This is a genomic window from Streptomyces sp. V4I2 (assembly GCF_030817655.1).
GTDB classification, from domain to species: domain Bacteria; phylum Actinomycetota; class Actinomycetes; order Streptomycetales; family Streptomycetaceae; genus Streptomyces; species Streptomyces plumbiresistens.
Genome location: NZ_JAUSZM010000003.1, coordinates 3,953,406 through 3,969,977 on the forward strand (window position 1 = coordinate 3,953,406; position 16,572 = coordinate 3,969,977).

Below are 16,572 nucleotides of genomic sequence, written 5' to 3' on the forward strand. Positions count from 1 at the left end.
AGAACTTTCCCCGGAGTCACCCGTGCTGTGCGCCGGCCGGGCGCCCAGCGGGTCTAGAACGGCTCGAAGTCCTCGAACTCCTGCGTCGCCTCGTCCCGCTCCGCCTGCCGGTCCCGGCGCCGCTGCGCCGCGGGCCGCGGGGCCTCGAAGCGGTGGTCCTCACCACGTCGGCCGAGCATCTCCGCACCGGCCATCGACGTCGGCTCCCAGTCGAAGACCACCGCGTTGTCCTCGGGTCCGATGGCGACGCCGTCGCCGGAACGGGCCCCGGCCTTCATCAGCTGGTCCTCCACACCGAGGCGGTTGAGCCGGTCCGCGAGATAGCCCACGGCCTCGTCGTTGCTGAAGTCGGTCTGCCGCACCCAGCGCTCGGGCTTCTCGCCCCGCACCCGGAACAGGCCGTCCTCCTCGAGCGTCACGGTGAAGCCGGCGTCGTCGACGGCCTTCGGCCGGATGACGATCCGCGTGGCCTCTTCCTTCGGCTTCGCGGCCCGGTGCGCGCCGACCATCTCCGCCAGCGCGAACGACAGCTCCTTCAGCCCCATGTGCGCCACCGCCGACACCGCGAAGACCCGGTAGCCCCGAGCCTCCAGGTCCGGCCGCACCATCTCGGCGAGGTCCTTGCCGTCCGGTACGTCGATCTTGTTCAGGACGACGATCCGCGGCCGGTTGTCGAGCCCGCCGTACTCCCGCAGCTCCGCCTCGATGATGTCGAGGTCGGAGATCGGGTCGCGGTCGGACTCCAGCGTCGCCGTGTCCAGCACATGCACGAGCACGCTGCACCGCTCCACGTGCCGCAGGAACTCCAGGCCCAGGCCCTTGCCCTGGCTGGCGCCCGGGATGAGGCCCGGCACGTCGGCGACGGTGTAGACGGTCGAGCCGGCGGTGACCACGCCCAGGTTCGGCACCAGGGTGGTGAACGGGTAGTCCGCGATCTTCGGCTTGGCGGCCGACATCACGGAGATCAGCGAGGACTTCCCGGCGCTCGGGTAGCCGACCAGCGCCACGTCCGCGACGGTCTTCAGCTCCAGGACGATGTCCTGCATGTCCCCGGGCTCGCCGAGGAGCGCGAAACCGGGCGCCTTGCGCCGCGCGGACGCCAGCGCCGCGTTGCCGAGGCCGCCGCGGCCGCCCTGCGCGGCCACGTACGAGGTGCCGTGCCCGACCAGGTCGGCGAGCACGTTGCCCGCCCTGTCGAGGACGACGGTGCCGTCCGGCACCGGCAGGACCAGGTCCTGGCCGTCCTTGCCGGAACGGTTGCCGCCCTCGCCGGGCTTGCCGCTGGTGGCCTTGCGGTGCGGGGAGTGGTGGTAGTCGAGCAGCGTGGTCACGGACTGGTCGACGGTCAGGATGACGTCGCCGCCGCGCCCGCCGTTGCCGCCGTCCGGGCCGCCGAGCGGCTTGAACTTCTCCCGGTGTACGGAGGCACAGCCGTGACCTCCGCTACCCGCGGCGACGTGCAGCTCGACGCGGTCCACGAAGGTGGTCATTGGGGGTGCCTCCAGCACTTTGGAAAAACGTACAGATATGTCACTTGCGTAACAAGCGAAAGGCGGACCCGCTTCCCGTGAGGGAAGTGAGGTCCGCCTCGCGAAAGCTTCCGATCAGGCGACCGGAACGATGTTCACGACCTTGCGGCCACGGTGCGTACCGAACTCCACCGCACCGGGCTGCAGCGCGAACAGCGTGTCGTCGCCGCCACGGCCGACGCCCGCGCCGGGGTGGAAGTGGGTGCCGCGCTGGCGGACCAGGATCTCACCCGCGTTGACGACCTGACCGCCGAAGCGCTTCACGCCGAGCCGCTGGGCATTGGAGTCGCGCCCGTTCCGGGTGGACGATGCGCCCTTCTTGTGTGCCATCTCTCCTCAGTCCCTTACTTCGCAGCCGCGGGGATCTCAGTGACCTTGATCGCCGTGTACTGCTGGCGGTGGCCCTGACGACGGCGGTAGCCGGTCTTGTTCTTGTAGCGAAGGATGTCGATCTTCACACCCTTGTGGTGGTCCACGATCTCGGCCTGGACCTTGATGCCGGCCAGCACCCACGGGTCGCTGGTCACAGCTTCGCCGTCGACAACGAGCAGCGTAGAGAGCTCTACGGTGTCGCCAACCTTGGCGGTGGGAATCTTGTCAACCTCAACGATGTCGCCGACAGCAACCTTGTGCTGCCGACCACCGCTGCGCACGATGGCGTACACGGATCTCTCTCTCACTCGGGAACGGCACCCCCGCAGTCCAGCCGCCCGGCAGGCGAACGGCCTCTTCGGAACACGCCGTGTTCCGAAGGAAGAGGTTTACGGGGATGTGGCACGTCAGTGGACACGCCGACGATCCAGGTTACGGGGCGCCGGTCAGGGGGTCAAACCGGGCCCTGACCGGGCCGTGACCGGTGTGTGTCAGTAGACCGGTATCAACCGACGACCGCTTCGATACGGCGGCGGATGGGCTCGAAGGCCGAGCGGGGGCGACGCAGATTGCGGGCCTTGGTCAGGGCCGGCCAGAAGTCCGCCTTGAGCAGGGTCTCGCCCTGGATGGCGTTCTTGCGGAGCAGGACTTCCTCCGGGACGTCCTGCGGGTCGTCGGCCCGGAACTCATCCACGATCTTGTCGTAGTTGTCCTGCAGCACGGTGTTGGTCGGATCCGCCCCGAAGACCGCGACGACACCGGTCGGCACCGTGTCGAGTTCCACGACCACCAGATCGGGGCGGTAGCGCCGCAGCACCTGCACCACCCTGAACACGTCGCCGGTCCACATGCCGGTGTGCCGGTCGCGGGCCGCCTCGTCGACGTCGCGCGGCAGCATGTCGTCCAGCACGATCACGCTCGACCAGCGCGAGTGCCGCTCGACGTTCATGAAGTCCCGCAGTGCGAACTCGAAGAGGTGCATGCCGTCGATGAACGACAGCTCGAGCCGCGGGTCACCGCCCAGGAGGTTCAGGGGATCGCGGCGGGCGAGTGCGCGGAACGGGTTGCGCCCGTTCCGCAGGTGGATCAGCGGGTCCTTGCGAGCGAAGAAGTCGTCGCTCGTGGCCTTGACCAGGTGCGCATCGCAGCTGATCTCTGACGTCACCTTGAATGCCGGATCGATGGCGACCGTGGGAACTCGGGACAGCGTCAGACTGCGGCCGTCATTTACTCCGATCTCAAGATAATTACGGGGTCGGTAGACCGAGTGCAGCTGACGAAGAAATCCGTGCCGATCCACGTAAAATGCGCCCTTCACTGGCAGTTGACGAGATACCGATCCAACGGAAGCTAGCCGGGAGTTGACCGGGGAGTAAACACCTACCTGCCGGTAACTTCACCGCTTGTGAAGCTCCGCGCGATAGGCGATGCAATCTTCGTACCTGGGGAGCAGTCCCTGGGTCGCCGCGTCCGCCAGCGTCGGCGCAGCGGCATCCTTGTCCGACAGCAACAGCTCCGTGTCCAAGGGCCAGTCGATGCCCAGCTCGGGATCGAGGGGATGGATGCCGTGCTCCCGCTGGGGTGCGTAGCCCTCGGAACAGAGGTAGACGACCGTCGCGTCGTCGGTCAGCGCCAGGAAGGCGTGCCCGAGGCCTTCGGACAGGTAGACCGAGGCGTGTGTTTCGTCGTCGAGCCGGACCAGCTCCCACTGCCCGTAGGTGGGGGAGCCGACCCGGATGTCGATGATGGCGTCGAGCACAGCGCCGCGTACGCACTTCACGTACTTGGCCTGGCTCGGCGGCACGTCGGCGAAGTGGATACCGCGCAGCGTGCCGCGGCGGGAGACCGAGCAGTTGGCCTGGGCCAGGGACAGGTCATGCCCGGTAACCGCTCGGAAATCCGATCCGCCGAACCACTCGTGGAAGCTACCGCGCTCGTCCGGAAACACGTTGGGCTCGTAGACCCAAGCGCCTTCGATAGAGAGGGGTTTCATGATGTTGCGGGACCTCCGGGTCAGGATGCGAGAACTTGTTTGACCTTCTTGGCGAGCTTCCGCCAAGTGGCCTGGGATCCAGTCGGCTTCTCCGGCACCGGGTGCATGTTTCCACCTATGTCAAGAGCCAACCGCCCGTCCCGGGTCCAGTAGGGGACGGCCTGGATATTCCGGCGCTCCGACCTCGCACCACCACAGGGCAGCACTTCACTCACCGGGCCGCCCTCTATTCGGGCCATTCGGTCGATCCCGAGCAACTGGACGTTGACGTGAACGTCGTAAAGCCCCTTGGGGAGTCGACCGCCGCATGCGGCGGTGTCAGGGTCGATTCGGACAGTTCCCTTGATCTCCACAGTCCCGTCGGCGGCGACAGTCAATCTGGATTCGACTTCAGGGAACCAAGCCTGCTCCTTGTTGCGCTGACGCAGCTGGAAATCCACGGTCGCACGGTTCTCGATGTCCTTGAAGGACCAGTCGGGCCCGCCGTCGATCCCACGGACCAGGGCAAGATCGAGGCCGTAGCCACCGCCCAGCTTCCTGACCTTTACCGTGGCGCCGTCCTTGTACCGCAGCCGGGCCCGGAACGGCGCCACCAGCACACCCCGTCGCCAACGCACCGGTCCGCTGAACTCGACTTCGCTGACGGCGTCACGGTAGCGCCGGGCCACTGTGCGCAGATCCTCGACCCGGTCGGCCTCGAGCAGTTCGGCACGGTACCGCCAGAGCGGCGGCAGCCCCTCACGGACGGAATCCGAGTACTCCTCGACCGCCACCTTACGGGCGGCCTCGTAGTGCCCCATGCTGAAGGGATCGCCGTTCAGGAAACCACCCGTGGAGGTGTTCCGCAGAACTTCGACGCGGTAGTTACGCGTCAAGAAGGCATCGCGCGCCGGTCCCGGCGTCGTATTGGCCTTGACTATCTGCGCGGTCTTGGCAAGCCACGGATAGTAGTCCGAAGGCTCGGTCCGGGTCTTGCTGTTGTTGCTGCCGTCGTCGCGCTTGCTCCAGTCGTAACAGACCACATCACCGACTATCGTGATGTTCTTGGCGAGCGGATAGGCCTTCGCCAGGAACATCTGGTCCTCGAGACGACAGCGCCCTTCCTGGAAGGTTATGTCGTTCTCGATCAGAAATTCACGGCGGAACATCTTGTGCGGGGTCAGCGTTTCGTACAGCTCGGCGAGCTCCGGTCCGGTACGTGCGATCGACTCCCGGAAAAGGCGAATAGGGCCACGCATATTGCCCTTCACCTTACCGACGACGATGTCGGAACGGTTCTGCACCGCCCGGTCGTACATGACTTGGAGCGCCTTCGGCCCCAGGCTGTCATCCTGGTCGAGGAAGTGTATGTACTCGCCGCGCGCATTGGCGACACCGACGTTACGGGGACGTCCGGGCCAGCCCGAGTTCGGCATGGAGAGCACCCGGAAGTTCTCGGTCTTCTCGGCCAGCGTCTGGAGCCTCTCGGCGGAATCGTCGGTCGATCCGTCGTCGACGAAGATCACCTCGAACTCGTCCTGCGGCAGTGTCTGCTTCAGGATCGAGTTGACCGGGCGGTCGATGTAAATCCCGGCGTTGTAGACCGGGATGATGATGCTGACCTTCACGGTCATGGATTCCCCTCCTGAGACTCGGCTCTCAGCACGGGCATCGCGGAGCTGAGTCCCTCGGACCAGTCACGGATCGGGTCGATGCCGGCCTGCTGCCAACGGTCGTGACCCAGCACGCTGTACGCGGGCCGGGGCGCGGGGCGGGCGAACGCCGCGCTGGTGGTGGGCCGGACCCGCGCCACATCGGCGCCGAGCAGCCGGAAGATCTCCCGGGCGAAGCCGAACCAGGTGGTCTCGCCGCTACTGGTGCCGTGATACACACCGGCCGGAGCAGTGCCGGCCAGCGCAGCCTGGCCCAGCAGGACCAGCCGGTCGGCCAGATCCACCGTCCAGGTGGGCTGCCCGCGCTGGTCGTCGACCACGTCGAGGGTGTCCTTGACGGCTTCCAGCTTGATCATCGTACGGACGAAATTGCCGCCGCCCGCCCCGTACAGCCATGCCGTGCGGACCACGAAACCGCTGTCGGGCAGCGTCGAGAGGACCGCCTGCTCGCCGGCCAGCTTGGTGCGGCCGTACGCACTGCGCGGGCCGGTCGGGGCGTCCTCCGCGTACGGCTTGTCGGCATCCCCCGGAAAGACGTAGTCCGTGGAGACATGCAGAAGCACGGCGTCCAGCTCATGGCAGGCCTCGGCCAGGTGGCGCGGGCCGTCCCCGTTGATCCGCAGGGCCTCGTCCTCGCGGGACTCGGCGTCGTCCACGGCCGTCCAGGCGGCGCAGTTGACGACGACGGCCGGGTGGTGGGCGGCCAACGCCTCCCGTACCGAGGCCGGATCGGTGATGTCCAGCTCGGCGCGGGTGGCCGCGACGGCCGGGATCCCGGCGGCGGCGAGCCGCGCGAGGACGTCCTGCGCGAGCATCCCGCCCGCACCGGTGATGAGCCAGGTCCGGTTGTCGGTCACAGCGCCGCCCGCTCCTTCAGCGGCTCCCACCAGGCGCGGTTCTCGCGGTACCACTCGACCGTCTCCGCCAGGCCCTGCTCGAAGCTCTTGCGGGGCTCGTAGCCGAGCTCCTCGCGGATCTTCGTGCAGTCCACGGAGTAGCGGCGGTCGTGGCCCTTGCGGTCCTCGACGTACTCGACGCTGGTCTCCCAGTCGGCGCCGCACGCCTTGAGAAGCAGTCCGGTGAGCTCCTTGTTGGAGAGCTCGGTGCCGCCGCCGATGTTGTAGACCTCGCCCGGGCGGCCCTTGGTGCGGACCAGCTCGATGCCCTGGACGTGGTCGTCGATGTGCAGCCAGTCGCGGACGTTGCCGCCGTCGCCGTACAGCGGGACCTTCTTGCCGTCGAGGAGGTTGGTCACGAAGAGCGGGATGACCTTTTCGGGGAAGTGGTGGTGCCCGTAGTTGTTGGAGCAGCGGGTGACGCGGACGTCCAGGCCGTGGGTGCGGTGGTAGGACAGCGCGATCAGGTCGCTGGACGCCTTCGCCGAGGAGTAGGGCGAGTTGGGCTCCAGCGGGTGGGTCTCGGGCCAGGAACCCTCGTCGATCGAGCCGTAGACCTCGTCGGTGGAGATGTGCACGAAGGTCTTGATGCCGGCCCGGTGCGCCGCGTCGATGAGCGTGTGCGTGCCGACCACGTTCGTACGGACGAACTCCGCGCCGCCGTCGATGGAACGGTCGACGTGCGACTCGGCCGCGAAGTGCACGACCTGGTCGTGCTCGGCCATCAGCTTGCCGACCAGTTCGGGGTCGCAGATGTCGCCCTGCACGAAGGCGAATCCGGGGTGGGCGCGCACCTCGTCCAGGTTGGCCGGGTTGCCCGCGTAGGTCAGCTTGTCCAGGACGGTGATCGCGACGTCACCGGGGCCCTCGGGACCGAGCAGCGTACGGACGTAGTGCGAGCCGATGAAACCGGCACCGCCGGTCACCAGAATGCGGGTGAGGTGGGCGGGAGAAGAGGGGACCGTCATGAAGAGATCTGCACCTTGCTGTGATCACCGAGCACGAGCCGGTGGGCCGAAGGGTTACGGGGAGCCGGCGTGACCTCGACATCGCGCCCGATCAGCGAGGCCTCCACTCGGCGCACGCCCGTCACGGACGAGCCGCGCAGCACGATGGAGTACTCGATTTCGCTGTCCTCGATCCGGCAGTCCTCGGACACGGAGGTGAACGGGCCGATGTACGCGTCGTTGACGACCGTGCCGGCTCCGATGATGGCAGGTCCGACGATCCGGCTGCCACTGACCCGGGCACCCGCCTCGATGCGCACCCGGCCGATGATCTCGCTGCCCTCGTCCACCGTGCCCGCGTTCACCGGCTCCACGGTCTCCAGGACGGACCGGTTGACCTCCAGCATGTCGGTGACGTTGCCGGTGTCCTTCCAGTAGCCGGAGATCGTGGTGGAGCGGACGTCACGCTTCTCGTCGATCAGCCACTGGATGGCGTGCGTGATCTCCAACTCGCCGCGCCAGGAAGGCTCGATGGAGCGGACGGCCTCGTGAATGGCCGGGGTGAACAGATAGACCCCGACGAGCGCCAGATCGCTCTTCGGCTGCTTCGGCTTCTCCTCCAGGCCCACCACCCGGCCGTCACCGTCGAGTTCCGCGACACCGAAGGAGGTGGGGTTGGGCACCTTGGTCAGCAGGATCTGCGCGTCGGGCCGCTCGGCCCGGAACCCCTCCACCAGACCGGTGATGCCACCGACGATGAAGTTGTCGCCGAGGTACATGACGAAGTCGTCGTCACCGAGGAAGTCCTGGGCGATGAGCACGGCATGGGCGAGGCCCAGCGGCGCTTCCTGCGGGATGTAGGTGACCTGGATCCCGAAGCGGGACCCGTCGCCCACCGCCTCGCGGATCTCGTCCGCCGTGTCGCCGACGACGATGCCGACCTCGCTGATACCGGCTTCGGCGATCGCTTCCAAGCCGTAGAAGAGCACAGGCTTGTTGGCGACCGGTACCAGTTGCTTGGCCGAGGTGTGAGTGATCGGGCGGAGTCGGGTACCCGCTCCCCCGGAAAGCACGAGAGCCTTCACGTATTGCGCCCCAATACTGTGCACATACGGGAATCAAAATCCCAGTTTGTCTGAATTTTTAACATCAATCTTGGCTCACATCATAACCGCGTCACCGAGACACCGATTCACTCCTCGTTCACATAGTCGACCACTAAGTGCCTCCTCGGGGCCGAAAAACGAGCTCCGCCCCCGGTCGGTCGGACCGGGGGCGGATCTCGTTCTCTTCGTACGACGGAGCGTCAGGCCTCGTCGGCAGGGGCCGAGACGGACCGGAGCGACTGCTGCTCGGCCGCCGCCGTCTTCTTCGACGCCGCCTTCTTGGCGGTCGTCTTCTTGGCGGCGGTCTTCTTCGCAGCCGTCTTCTTGGCCGCCGTCTTCTTGGTGGCGGCCTTCTTCGCCGTGGCCTTCTTGGCCGTCTTACGGGCCGTCTTCTTGGCCGGGGCCGCTTCCTCGGCCTCGGCCTCGGCCTCGGTCACGGACTCGGTCACGGCCGGCGCCTCCACCGGCTCCTCCGCGGCCGCCGGGACGACCACGACGGCCGCCTCCTCGGACGCGGTGGGCGCGGTGGCCTTGCGCACCGCACGGCGCCTCGGACGGGCCGGGGCGGCGCTCTCGGCGGGCGCCTCGGCAGCGGCCTCGGCCGGTGCGGCCGGAGCCTCCTCGGCCGGCCGCTCCGCCGTCGGCGCGGTCTCGGCGACCTTCACCACGGCAGCCTCGGCGCCCGCGGGCGAACCGGCCGGCGCGGACACCTTGCGGGTCGCCCGGCGACGGACACGGCCCTTGGGCGCGGCGTCCTCGGCGACCGGCTCCGCGGCCGGCGCCTCGACGACCGGGTCCTCGGCGGCGACGGGCGCCGTCTGCGCGACGACGGCCTCCGCCGGCTGCACCGGACGCTCGACCTCTTCCTCGGCCGTCACGTCCTGAGCCGTGGGAACCTCGGCCCGCACCGCGGCCGGAGCCTCGGCCCTGGCCTCGTCCCGCCTCTCACCGCGCCTGTCGTCCCGCTTCGGCGCGCCCGCCGGAGCCGACGCCCGCCGGCTCGTCCGGCGCCGCGAACGGCCCCGACCGGCCGCGGCCTCCGCCTCGGCGACGCTGCTGTACAGCTCCTCGTCCGGCTCGAACTCGGGCTCGGTCAGGACGAAGGGCTCAGCGACCTCGACGGCCACCTCGGCCTCGATCTCCTCGGGAGCCTCGACGGTCTCCACGGCCGCCTCGTGCTCGTGCGTGTGCCCGTCACCGCCGCGCCCGCGCTTGCGGCGCTTGCCGCCGCCTCCGGCGGAGGTCGGCTGCTCCATGTGGACGATGACGCCACGGCCGTTGCAGTGGACGCAGGTCTCGGAGAACGACTCCAGCAGGCCCTGGCCGACCCGCTTGCGGGTCATCTGGACCAGGCCCAGCGAGGTCACCTCGGCGACCTGGTGCTTCGTACGGTCGCGGCCCAGGCACTCCAGCAGGCGCCGCAGCACCAGGTCCCGGTTGGACTCCAGCACCATGTCGATGAAGTCGATGACGATGATGCCGCCGAGGTCGCGCAGCCTGAGCTGGCGCACGATCTCCTCGGCCGCCTCCAGGTTGTTCCTGGTGACCGTTTCCTCGAGGTTGCCGCCCTGACCGGTGAACTTGCCGGTGTTGACGTCGACCACGACCATCGCCTCGGTCCGGTCGATCACCAGCGAACCACCGCTCGGCAGCCAGACCTTGCGGTCCAGCGCCTTGGCGAGCTGCTCGTCGATCCGGTACGTGGCGAAGACGTCGACCTCGGAGGTCCACCTCTGCAGCCGCTCGGCCAGGTCGGGCGCGACGTGCGAGACGTACCCGTGGATGGTCTCCCACGCGTCGTCGCCGCTCACGATGACCTTGGTGAAGTCCTCGTTGAAGATGTCGCGGACGACCCGGACGGTCATGTCCGGCTCGCCGTACAGCAGCGTCGGCGCGTTCGAGCTGCCGCCGTTCTTCGACTTCTTCTGGATGTCCTCCCACTGGCCCTGCAGCCGCTCGACGTCCCGGCGCAGCTCGTCCTCGCTCGCGCCCTCGGCGGCGGTGCGCACGATGACGCCCGCGTCCTCGGGGACGATCTTCTTGAGGATGGTCTTCAGCCGGGCCCGCTCGGTGTCGGGCAGCTTGCGGCTGATGCCGGTCATGGAGCCCTCGGGCACGTACACGAGGTAGCGGCCGGGCAGCGAGACCTGGCTGGTCAGCCGCGCGCCCTTGTGACCGATCGGGTCCTTCGTCACCTGCACGAGCACCGGCTGGCCGGACTTCAGCGCGCTCTCGATGCGCCGCGGGCCGTTGCCCATGCCCAGCGCCTCGAAGTTGACCTCACCGGCGTACAGCACGGCGTTGCGGCCCTTGCCGATGTCGATGAAGGCGGCCTCCATCGACGGCAGCACGTTCTGCACCTTGCCGAGGTAGACGTTGCCGACGTACGAGGTCGACTGCTCCTTGTTGACGTAGTGCTCGACGAGCACGCCGTCCTCCAGGACGCCGATCTGCGTACGGTCGCCGTACTGGCGGACGACCATCACGCGTTCGACGGCCTCGCGGCGGGCCAGGAACTCCGCCTCGGTGATGATCGGAACGCGTCGGCGGCCCTGCTCACGGCCTTCCCGGCGGCGCTGCTTCTTGGCCTCCAGACGGGTCGAGCCCTTGATGGACTGCACCTCGTCGGACGGCTCGGCCCCCCTTTCCCGCTGGGGACGCGGCTCGCGGACCTTGACGACGGTGCGCTCCGGGTCGCCGTCACCGGGCTCGGCCTCGGCCTCGGTGGAGCTGTCGCCGGCACGACGACGCCGACGCCGGCGGCGACGACTGCTGCTGGACCCGGAGCCGCCCTCGCGGTCCTCCGCGTCCGCGGCGTCGTCCGCGTCCTCCTCGGCCTGTTCGGCGGTGTCCTCGGCGTCCTGCGCGGCCTGCTCGTCGGCGAACTCGTCGCCGTCGGAGTCCTGGCCCTCGCCCGACTCGGAGTCGGCGGAGTCGCCCCGGCGACGGCGGCGGCCGCCGCGGCGGCGGCGACGGCGCGAACCGGTGTCCTCGGACTCGTCGCCCTCGGCGGAGTCCTCCGCCTCCTCGGCCTCGTCCGGCTCCTCCTCCACGGCGGTCTCGGGGGCGGCGGCCTGCACGGCCTGGGCCTCGGGCTCCTGCGCGGGGGCGGAGCCACGGCGGCGGCGCCGACGCCGGCCGCCCTGCTCCTCGGAGGTCTCCTCGGTCTGCTCGGGCTCCTCGACCGCCGCGGGCTCGACCTCGGGCTCGGGCTCCGTCTCGGCCTCGGCGGCCGCGGCGGCAGCGGCCCGCTGCGGGGTCTGGAACTGCGGCTCGGTGAAGACGGGCGCCTGGAACACGGCGACGGCGGGCCGCGCCGGGCGGCGCGGAGCCTCCTCGTCCTGACCGGCGGCCGGCTGCGCGGGCGCGGCAAAGCCGGTGGCGGCCTTGCGGGCGACCCGACGACGCCGACGCGGGGAGGCGTCCTCGGCGGGCTCCTGCGATGCTTCGGCGCGCTCGCTCTCGACGGGCGTGCTTTCGACGCGCTCGCTCTCGGCGGCGGGAGCCTCGGGCTCGGGGGTGCTAGCCACCACGGCCTCCTCGGCCGACTCGGAGTCGCTACCGGCGGGCGCGGTCACCCGGCGCGTGGCACGCCGACGCGTCCGACGCGGAGCGGCGTCCTCGGCGGCCGTCTCGGTGTCGGTCTTGGTGTCGGTCTCGGTGGGGAGGTCCACGGCTTCGCCGGCGGCCTCGGCCGTCTCGACGGCCTGCGCGGCCGCCAGGCTCTCGGCGGCGTCCTCCGCCTTCGGCGCCCCGGCGGGCGCGGAGGCCCGGCGCGTGGAGCGGCGACGCGTGGTGCGACCGGCGGGCGCCTCGGCCGGAGCCTCGACGTCCTCGACGACGGCGCTCTCGGCGACGGCCCCGGCAGCGGCGGGCACGACGACCTCGGCAGCCTCGGCGGCCTCGGCGGAATCCGGCGTCCCGGCGGGTGCGGACACCCGGCGGGTGGCACGCCGACGCGTACGAGGAGCGGGCGCGGCCTCTTCGGCCGCGGGGCTCTCGACAGCCTCGGCCTCCTGCGCCTCCTGAGCACCGGCGTCACCGGCAGCGCTCACGGGTACGACGGTCTCCGCGGCCTCGACAGTGGCGGAAGCCCCGGCGGGCGCGGACACCCGGCGGGTGGCACGCCGACGCGCACGAGGAGCGGGCGCGGCCTCTTCGGCCGCGGGGCTCTCGACAGCCTCGGCCTCCACCGGCTGGGTGCTTTCGGCACCCTCGGCGAGTTCTTCCTCGTCAGTGACGAGATCCTCGGCATCCGCGGCCGGTATGGCCGGCGCGACGGTCTCCTCCGGAGCCTCGGACGAGGCGACCGGCGGACCCGCCGGGCGGGAAGCGGCACGGCGCCGACGACGCGGCGGCAGGGTGTCGCTCGGAGTGTTGGGTTCGGAACCCTCAGTGGGTTCGGTCGGTTCGAGCATGCGGGCATTTCTCCCGTCAGGCTCCCGGGCGCCGCGCCTGGTCCGGCGATGTGCCGGTGACGTCCGCGGCTCGCGCGTTGCGCGGTGCCGCCGTCCGGGGCGCGGGCGCCGCACGGGAGCTCTCTGTGTCCTGTCTCACCGGTTCCGTACGCCGAATGCGTACGGCCTGGCGAAAGTCTTCTGGTAGGTGCGCTGCCCGACCCAGGTGGCTCCCGAGTACCAGGGCGGCGCTTACGACGTACGTCCCTACGCGGAACCTTCCGGCATCGGTGCCGTCGCGGCGGCAGCCAAAGCGGCCGTCGAGAGGGCCGCCGCTGCCTCGCGGTCGGGCGCGAGCGGGTCGGTCACCGTGCCGGTTTCCTCATCGAACAGCCCCTGCGCCAGCCTGGTCACCGCAGCGGGGACCGGCGGCGCCAGGTCGGCCACGGCGTGGAGACCGGACAGGACGTCGTCGGGTCGAACGGCAGGCGTCACGTGCCGAACAACCAGCCGCAGTATCGCACAGGGCTGGTCGGTCGGCCTATCAGCCTGCGGAGCGTGCGTTTCAAGGTGCGCGACCGCCGGGCGGGCGTCGAAGGTCCGTACGCCGTTCTTGGTCTTGCGCCGGACCTCGACGGACTCGGCGGTGTTGAAGGCCGCGATCGCGCGTTCGGCGTCCGCCGGGTCCACGCCGTCCAGCCGCAGCTCCCAGACGGAAGCGGTGAGCCGGTCGGCGAGGCCGGAGGTCCGGGCCTCGACCGCGTCGATGACGTCGAGCCCGGCGGGCAGCGACTCGTCGAGCAGCAGTCTGAGCTTGCCCGGGTCACGCGTCTCGGTGAGGGCGATCTCCAGGTATTCCGCCTCACTGCCCGTGCCGGTGGGTGCGGCATTGGCGTACGACACCTTCGGGTGCGGTGTGAACCCCGCCGAGTACGCCATCGGCACCTCGGCACGGCGCAACGCACGCTCGAAGGCGCGCTGGAAGTCACGGTGGCTGGTGAACCGGAGGCGGCCGCGCTTGGTGTAGCGCAGTCGGATGCGCTGCACCGCGGGTGCGGGCGGCGGGCCTTCGGGCTGTCGCTTGCCCAGTGTCGTTCAGTCCTTCGTGAGAGCGGTCGTACTACTACCAAGAGTACGTGTCTCGCGGGCCTCAGGTTCCCGCCGTTCCACCACCTGCGGCTGCCGCGGCTCCCCGAAGAGCATCCGCCGGAAGTCGGCGCGCGCCTGCCGCGCGGACTCGCGGGCGGCGGCGAGGGCCTGCCGGGTGGCGTGCCCCACACTGCGCGCGGCCTCGGCGACGGGCCGCAGTACGGCGTCCCGGACGACATGCCCGACCGGCGTCAGGACGGTCCCGTACACCCACCGCACGGGCTCCACGAAGATCCACCGGAAGAGGGTGCCGAGGAACCTTCCGACGGCGAGCGAGATGTGTCCCGCGATCCGCCAGGCATGCCCGAGGGCCTCCCCGATCTCCCGCGCGACAACGGCGAGCGCCCGTCCGACGGGCGCCAGGATCCAGCGCCAGACGGCGAGCGCGGGCAGGACGAAGAGCACTCGGGTGATCCAGTAGAGGGCAACGCCCACCCCGGTGACAAGCATGCTCACGCACCACACGAGCCCCCTGGCACACCAGGCGATCGCCCGCCCGACAGGCGCCAGGATCCAGCGCCAGACGGCGAGCGCGGGCAGGACGAAGAGCACCCGGGTGATCCAGTAGAGGGCGATACCCACCCCGGTGACGAGCATGCTCACGCACCACACGAGTCCCTTCGCGCACCAGGCGATCGCCCGCCCGACAGGCGCGAGGAGCCACTCGTACACCCACACGGCGGGCACGACGAGGAGGTACCGCACCAGCCAGGCGACGACCGCGTAGATGCCGGCCCCGAGGGCGGCGAACCCAGCTCCCACTCCCCTGAGCACCCACGTCACGCCATGCCCGATCGGCGTGAGCACGCGCGCGTACACCCACGCCAGTGCGGCCCCGATCCCCCGCGCGCCCCGGGCGAGGGCATGCCCGAGAGGCGTCAGCAGGTACCGGTACAGCCAGACGAGCGGCAGGACGACGAGCACGTGCCCGAGCCATCCGAGCCCTTTGGCGAACGGCACGAGCAGGTACCGCCACAGACCCACGAACGGCCAGACGAAAACAGCCCGCCCGATCCAGAGCAGCGCCCGCCCGAGCGGCCGCAGCACCACGTCGTTCAGGAACCGCCCCACGACGACCAGCGCGTCCCACAGCATCCGCACGGGCACGACCAGCACGAGCACGACGATCCGCACCGGAATGCGGATCGCGACAGCGAGACACCCCTCGGGGTGCTGCGGCTGCGGCTGCGGCTGCGGCTGCGGCTGCGGTGACGGCTTCTCCAGATCCATACCGAAGGAGACGCATCAGCTGCCCGTCCGGATGCACTACCTGCGACTTTCCACCTCTCCTGTCCTCGGACTCTCCACCGTCGGCCTCGGTCACCTCGTCGCGCAGGCCGTCAGCAGCCCCGCGATCAGTGCCGTACGCGCAGGGATGTGGGCGAGCAGGACGTGCTCGTGGCGGGCGTGCGCGCCGTCCCCCACGCCGCCGAGGCCGTCGAGGACGGGGCGGCCGAGGGCCGCGACGAAGTTGCCGTCGCTCGCTCCGCCGACGGAGGTCTCCCGGGCCGTCCAGCCCAGGTCGGCGGCGATCGTCTGCGCCTGCTTGAAGAGGAGCTCGGAGGCCGGGCCCGGCACCATCGGCGGGCGGTTCCAGCCGCCGGTGAGGGTGGCCCTGACCCGCGTGTCGGTGGGCCGCAGGGCGGCCAGCGCGGTGTCGACCCGGTCCGCCTCGGCGGGCACGGCGATCCGTACGTCGATGCCGCAGTGGGCCTGCCCGGCCACGACGTTGCGTGCCGTACCCCCGCTGATCACCCCGACGTTGACCGTGGTGCCCAGCTCCGGCGAGCCCAGCGCGACGATCCGGGGGACGAGTTCGGCGAGGGCGTGCACGGCGCTCGCGCCCCGTTCCGGGTCGAGGCCGGCGTGCGACTCCACCCCGTCCACCGTCAGCTCGAAGATGCCGCCGCCCTTGCGGGCCGTCTTCAGCGCCCCCTCGGGCCCGGCCGCCGCCTCGCACACCAGCGTGGCCACCGTGTCCTCGCTCAGCCGCTCGACGTGCGGGCGGGAGGCGGGGCTGCCGATCTCCTCGTCGCCGTTGAGGAACAGCCGTACCGCGGGGCGCGGCAGGTCCAGTTCGCGCAGCAGGCGCAACGCCCACACCGCCTGCATCAGGCCGCACTTCATGTCGAAGACGCCCGGCCCGCTCGCCCGGCCGTCCTCGGCGACGTGGAACGGCCACTTTGCGAGGGTGCCGGCCGGCCACACCGTGTCGTAGTGGCACAGCACCAGCACCGTCGCGGGCGAGGTGCCGCGGTACAGCAGTTCCAGCATGTCGCCGTGCGGGCCGCCGTCGTGGCGCCGCGCCTCGTCGGGCGGCCCGAGCCGTTCGTACGCCCACCCCTCCACGGCCGTGAGACCGGCGTTCAGCAACTCCTTGTCGTCGCTGGGTGTTTCGTGTTCGACCAGCATCCGCAGGTCGTCGGTCATCTCGGGCAGGGCGGTGCGGGCGAGGGACTCGATGCGGTGGGGGGACACAGGCAGTTCTCCTCCTACGTACGTACGTCGTCGTTCGTCGTCGTCGGCGGCGG

The 16,572-nt window shown here is 70.1% G+C and carries 13 protein-coding genes; all 13 read right to left on the reverse strand.

Annotation, left to right across the window (positions count from 1 at the left end; all coding sequences use genetic code 11):
- Nucleotides 1-53: 53 nt before the first annotated feature.
- The 13 genes from obgE to QFZ76_RS18845 all read right to left on the reverse strand — a co-directional run bounded on the left by obgE (nucleotide 54) and on the right by QFZ76_RS18845 (nucleotide 16,519).
- Complete coding sequence (gene obgE / locus QFZ76_RS18785) at nucleotides 54-1,490, reverse strand: GTPase ObgE (protein WP_307674822.1); 1,437 nt, start codon at nucleotides 1,488-1,490, stop codon at nucleotides 54-56.
- 114 nt (nucleotides 1,491-1,604) lie between these two features.
- Nucleotides 1,605-1,859: a 50S ribosomal protein L27 gene (gene rpmA / locus QFZ76_RS18790; RefSeq protein ID WP_020940020.1), complete on the reverse strand. Its 255-nt coding sequence runs from the start codon at nucleotides 1,857-1,859 to the stop codon at nucleotides 1,605-1,607.
- Nucleotides 1,860-1,873: 14 nt separating this feature from the next.
- Nucleotides 1,874-2,194: a 50S ribosomal protein L21 gene (gene rplU, locus QFZ76_RS18795; RefSeq protein WP_164320786.1), complete on the reverse strand. Its 321-nt coding sequence runs from the start codon at nucleotides 2,192-2,194 to the stop codon at nucleotides 1,874-1,876.
- Between the two features lie 212 nt (nucleotides 2,195-2,406).
- Nucleotides 2,407-3,201: a class I SAM-dependent methyltransferase gene (locus QFZ76_RS18800; RefSeq protein ID WP_307674823.1), complete on the reverse strand. Its 795-nt coding sequence runs from the start codon at nucleotides 3,199-3,201 to the stop codon at nucleotides 2,407-2,409.
- Between the two features lie 96 nt (nucleotides 3,202-3,297).
- Nucleotides 3,298-3,894 (reverse strand): dTDP-4-dehydrorhamnose 3,5-epimerase, encoded by a 597-nt coding sequence (gene rfbC, locus QFZ76_RS18805; protein WP_307674824.1) that lies wholly within the window; start codon nucleotides 3,892-3,894, stop codon nucleotides 3,298-3,300.
- 20 nt (nucleotides 3,895-3,914) lie between these two features.
- Entirely contained in the window at nucleotides 3,915-5,507 is a 1,593-nt protein-coding gene (locus QFZ76_RS18810; protein ID WP_307674825.1) for a glycosyltransferase family 2 protein, read from the reverse strand.
- Nucleotides 5,504-6,403 carry a dTDP-4-dehydrorhamnose reductase gene (gene rfbD / locus QFZ76_RS18815; RefSeq protein WP_307674826.1) on the reverse strand — a complete coding sequence of 300 codons (900 nt, stop codon included), beginning with the start codon at nucleotides 6,401-6,403 and terminating at the stop codon, nucleotides 5,504-5,506. The genes QFZ76_RS18810 and rfbD overlap by 4 nt, the downstream gene beginning before the upstream one ends.
- Nucleotides 6,400-7,410 carry a dTDP-glucose 4,6-dehydratase gene (gene rfbB / locus QFZ76_RS18820; RefSeq protein WP_307674827.1) on the reverse strand — a complete coding sequence of 337 codons (1,011 nt, stop codon included), beginning with the start codon at nucleotides 7,408-7,410 and terminating at the stop codon, nucleotides 6,400-6,402. Before rfbB ends, rfbD begins: the two co-directional genes overlap by 4 nt.
- Nucleotides 7,407-8,474: a glucose-1-phosphate thymidylyltransferase gene (locus tag QFZ76_RS18825; protein ID WP_307674828.1), complete on the reverse strand. Its 1,068-nt coding sequence runs from the start codon at nucleotides 8,472-8,474 to the stop codon at nucleotides 7,407-7,409. The genes rfbB and QFZ76_RS18825 overlap by 4 nt, the downstream gene beginning before the upstream one ends.
- A gap of 221 nt (nucleotides 8,475-8,695) precedes the next feature.
- The gene (locus QFZ76_RS18830; protein WP_307674829.1) at nucleotides 8,696-12,913 is read right to left on the reverse strand and encodes an Rne/Rng family ribonuclease; all 4,218 of its coding nucleotides are present in this window, start codon (nucleotides 12,911-12,913) and stop codon (nucleotides 8,696-8,698) included.
- A 246-nt stretch (nucleotides 12,914-13,159) separates the two neighbouring features.
- A complete protein-coding gene (locus tag QFZ76_RS18835; protein WP_307674830.1) occupies nucleotides 13,160-13,939 on the reverse strand; it encodes a TIGR03936 family radical SAM-associated protein in 780 nt (259 codons plus the stop codon).
- A gap of 48 nt (nucleotides 13,940-13,987) precedes the next feature.
- Nucleotides 13,988-15,271 carry a hypothetical protein gene (locus QFZ76_RS18840; RefSeq protein WP_307674831.1) on the reverse strand — a complete coding sequence of 428 codons (1,284 nt, stop codon included), beginning with the start codon at nucleotides 15,269-15,271 and terminating at the stop codon, nucleotides 13,988-13,990.
- Between the two features lie 90 nt (nucleotides 15,272-15,361).
- Nucleotides 15,362-16,519, reverse strand: coding sequence for a M20 family metallopeptidase (locus QFZ76_RS18845; protein WP_307674832.1), 1,158 nt, complete (start codon nucleotides 16,517-16,519; stop codon nucleotides 15,362-15,364).
- Nucleotides 16,520-16,572 lie beyond the last annotated feature (53 nt).

What these genes read in the sequence shown, in the direction of transcription:
- obgE (WP_307674822.1), bottom strand. Translation starts at nt 1,490, where the DNA reads ATGACCACCTTCGTGGACCGCGTCGAGCTGCACGTCGCCGCGGGTAGC.
- rpmA (WP_020940020.1), bottom strand. Translation starts at nt 1,859, where the DNA reads ATGGCACACAAGAAGGGCGCATCGTCCACCCGGAACGGGCGCGACTCC.
- rfbC (WP_307674824.1), bottom strand. Translation starts at nt 3,894, where the DNA reads ATGAAACCCCTCTCTATCGAAGGCGCTTGGGTCTACGAGCCCAACGTG.
- QFZ76_RS18810 (WP_307674825.1), bottom strand. Translation starts at nt 5,507, where the DNA reads ATGACCGTGAAGGTCAGCATCATCATCCCGGTCTACAACGCCGGGATT.
- rfbB (WP_307674827.1), bottom strand. Translation starts at nt 7,410, where the DNA reads ATGACGGTCCCCTCTTCTCCCGCCCACCTCACCCGCATTCTGGTGACC.
- QFZ76_RS18830 (WP_307674829.1), bottom strand. Translation starts at nt 12,913, where the DNA reads ATGCTCGAACCGACCGAACCCACTGAGGGTTCCGAACCCAACACTCCG.
- QFZ76_RS18840 (WP_307674831.1), bottom strand. Translation starts at nt 15,271, where the DNA reads ATGGATCTGGAGAAGCCGTCACCGCAGCCGCAGCCGCAGCCGCAGCCG.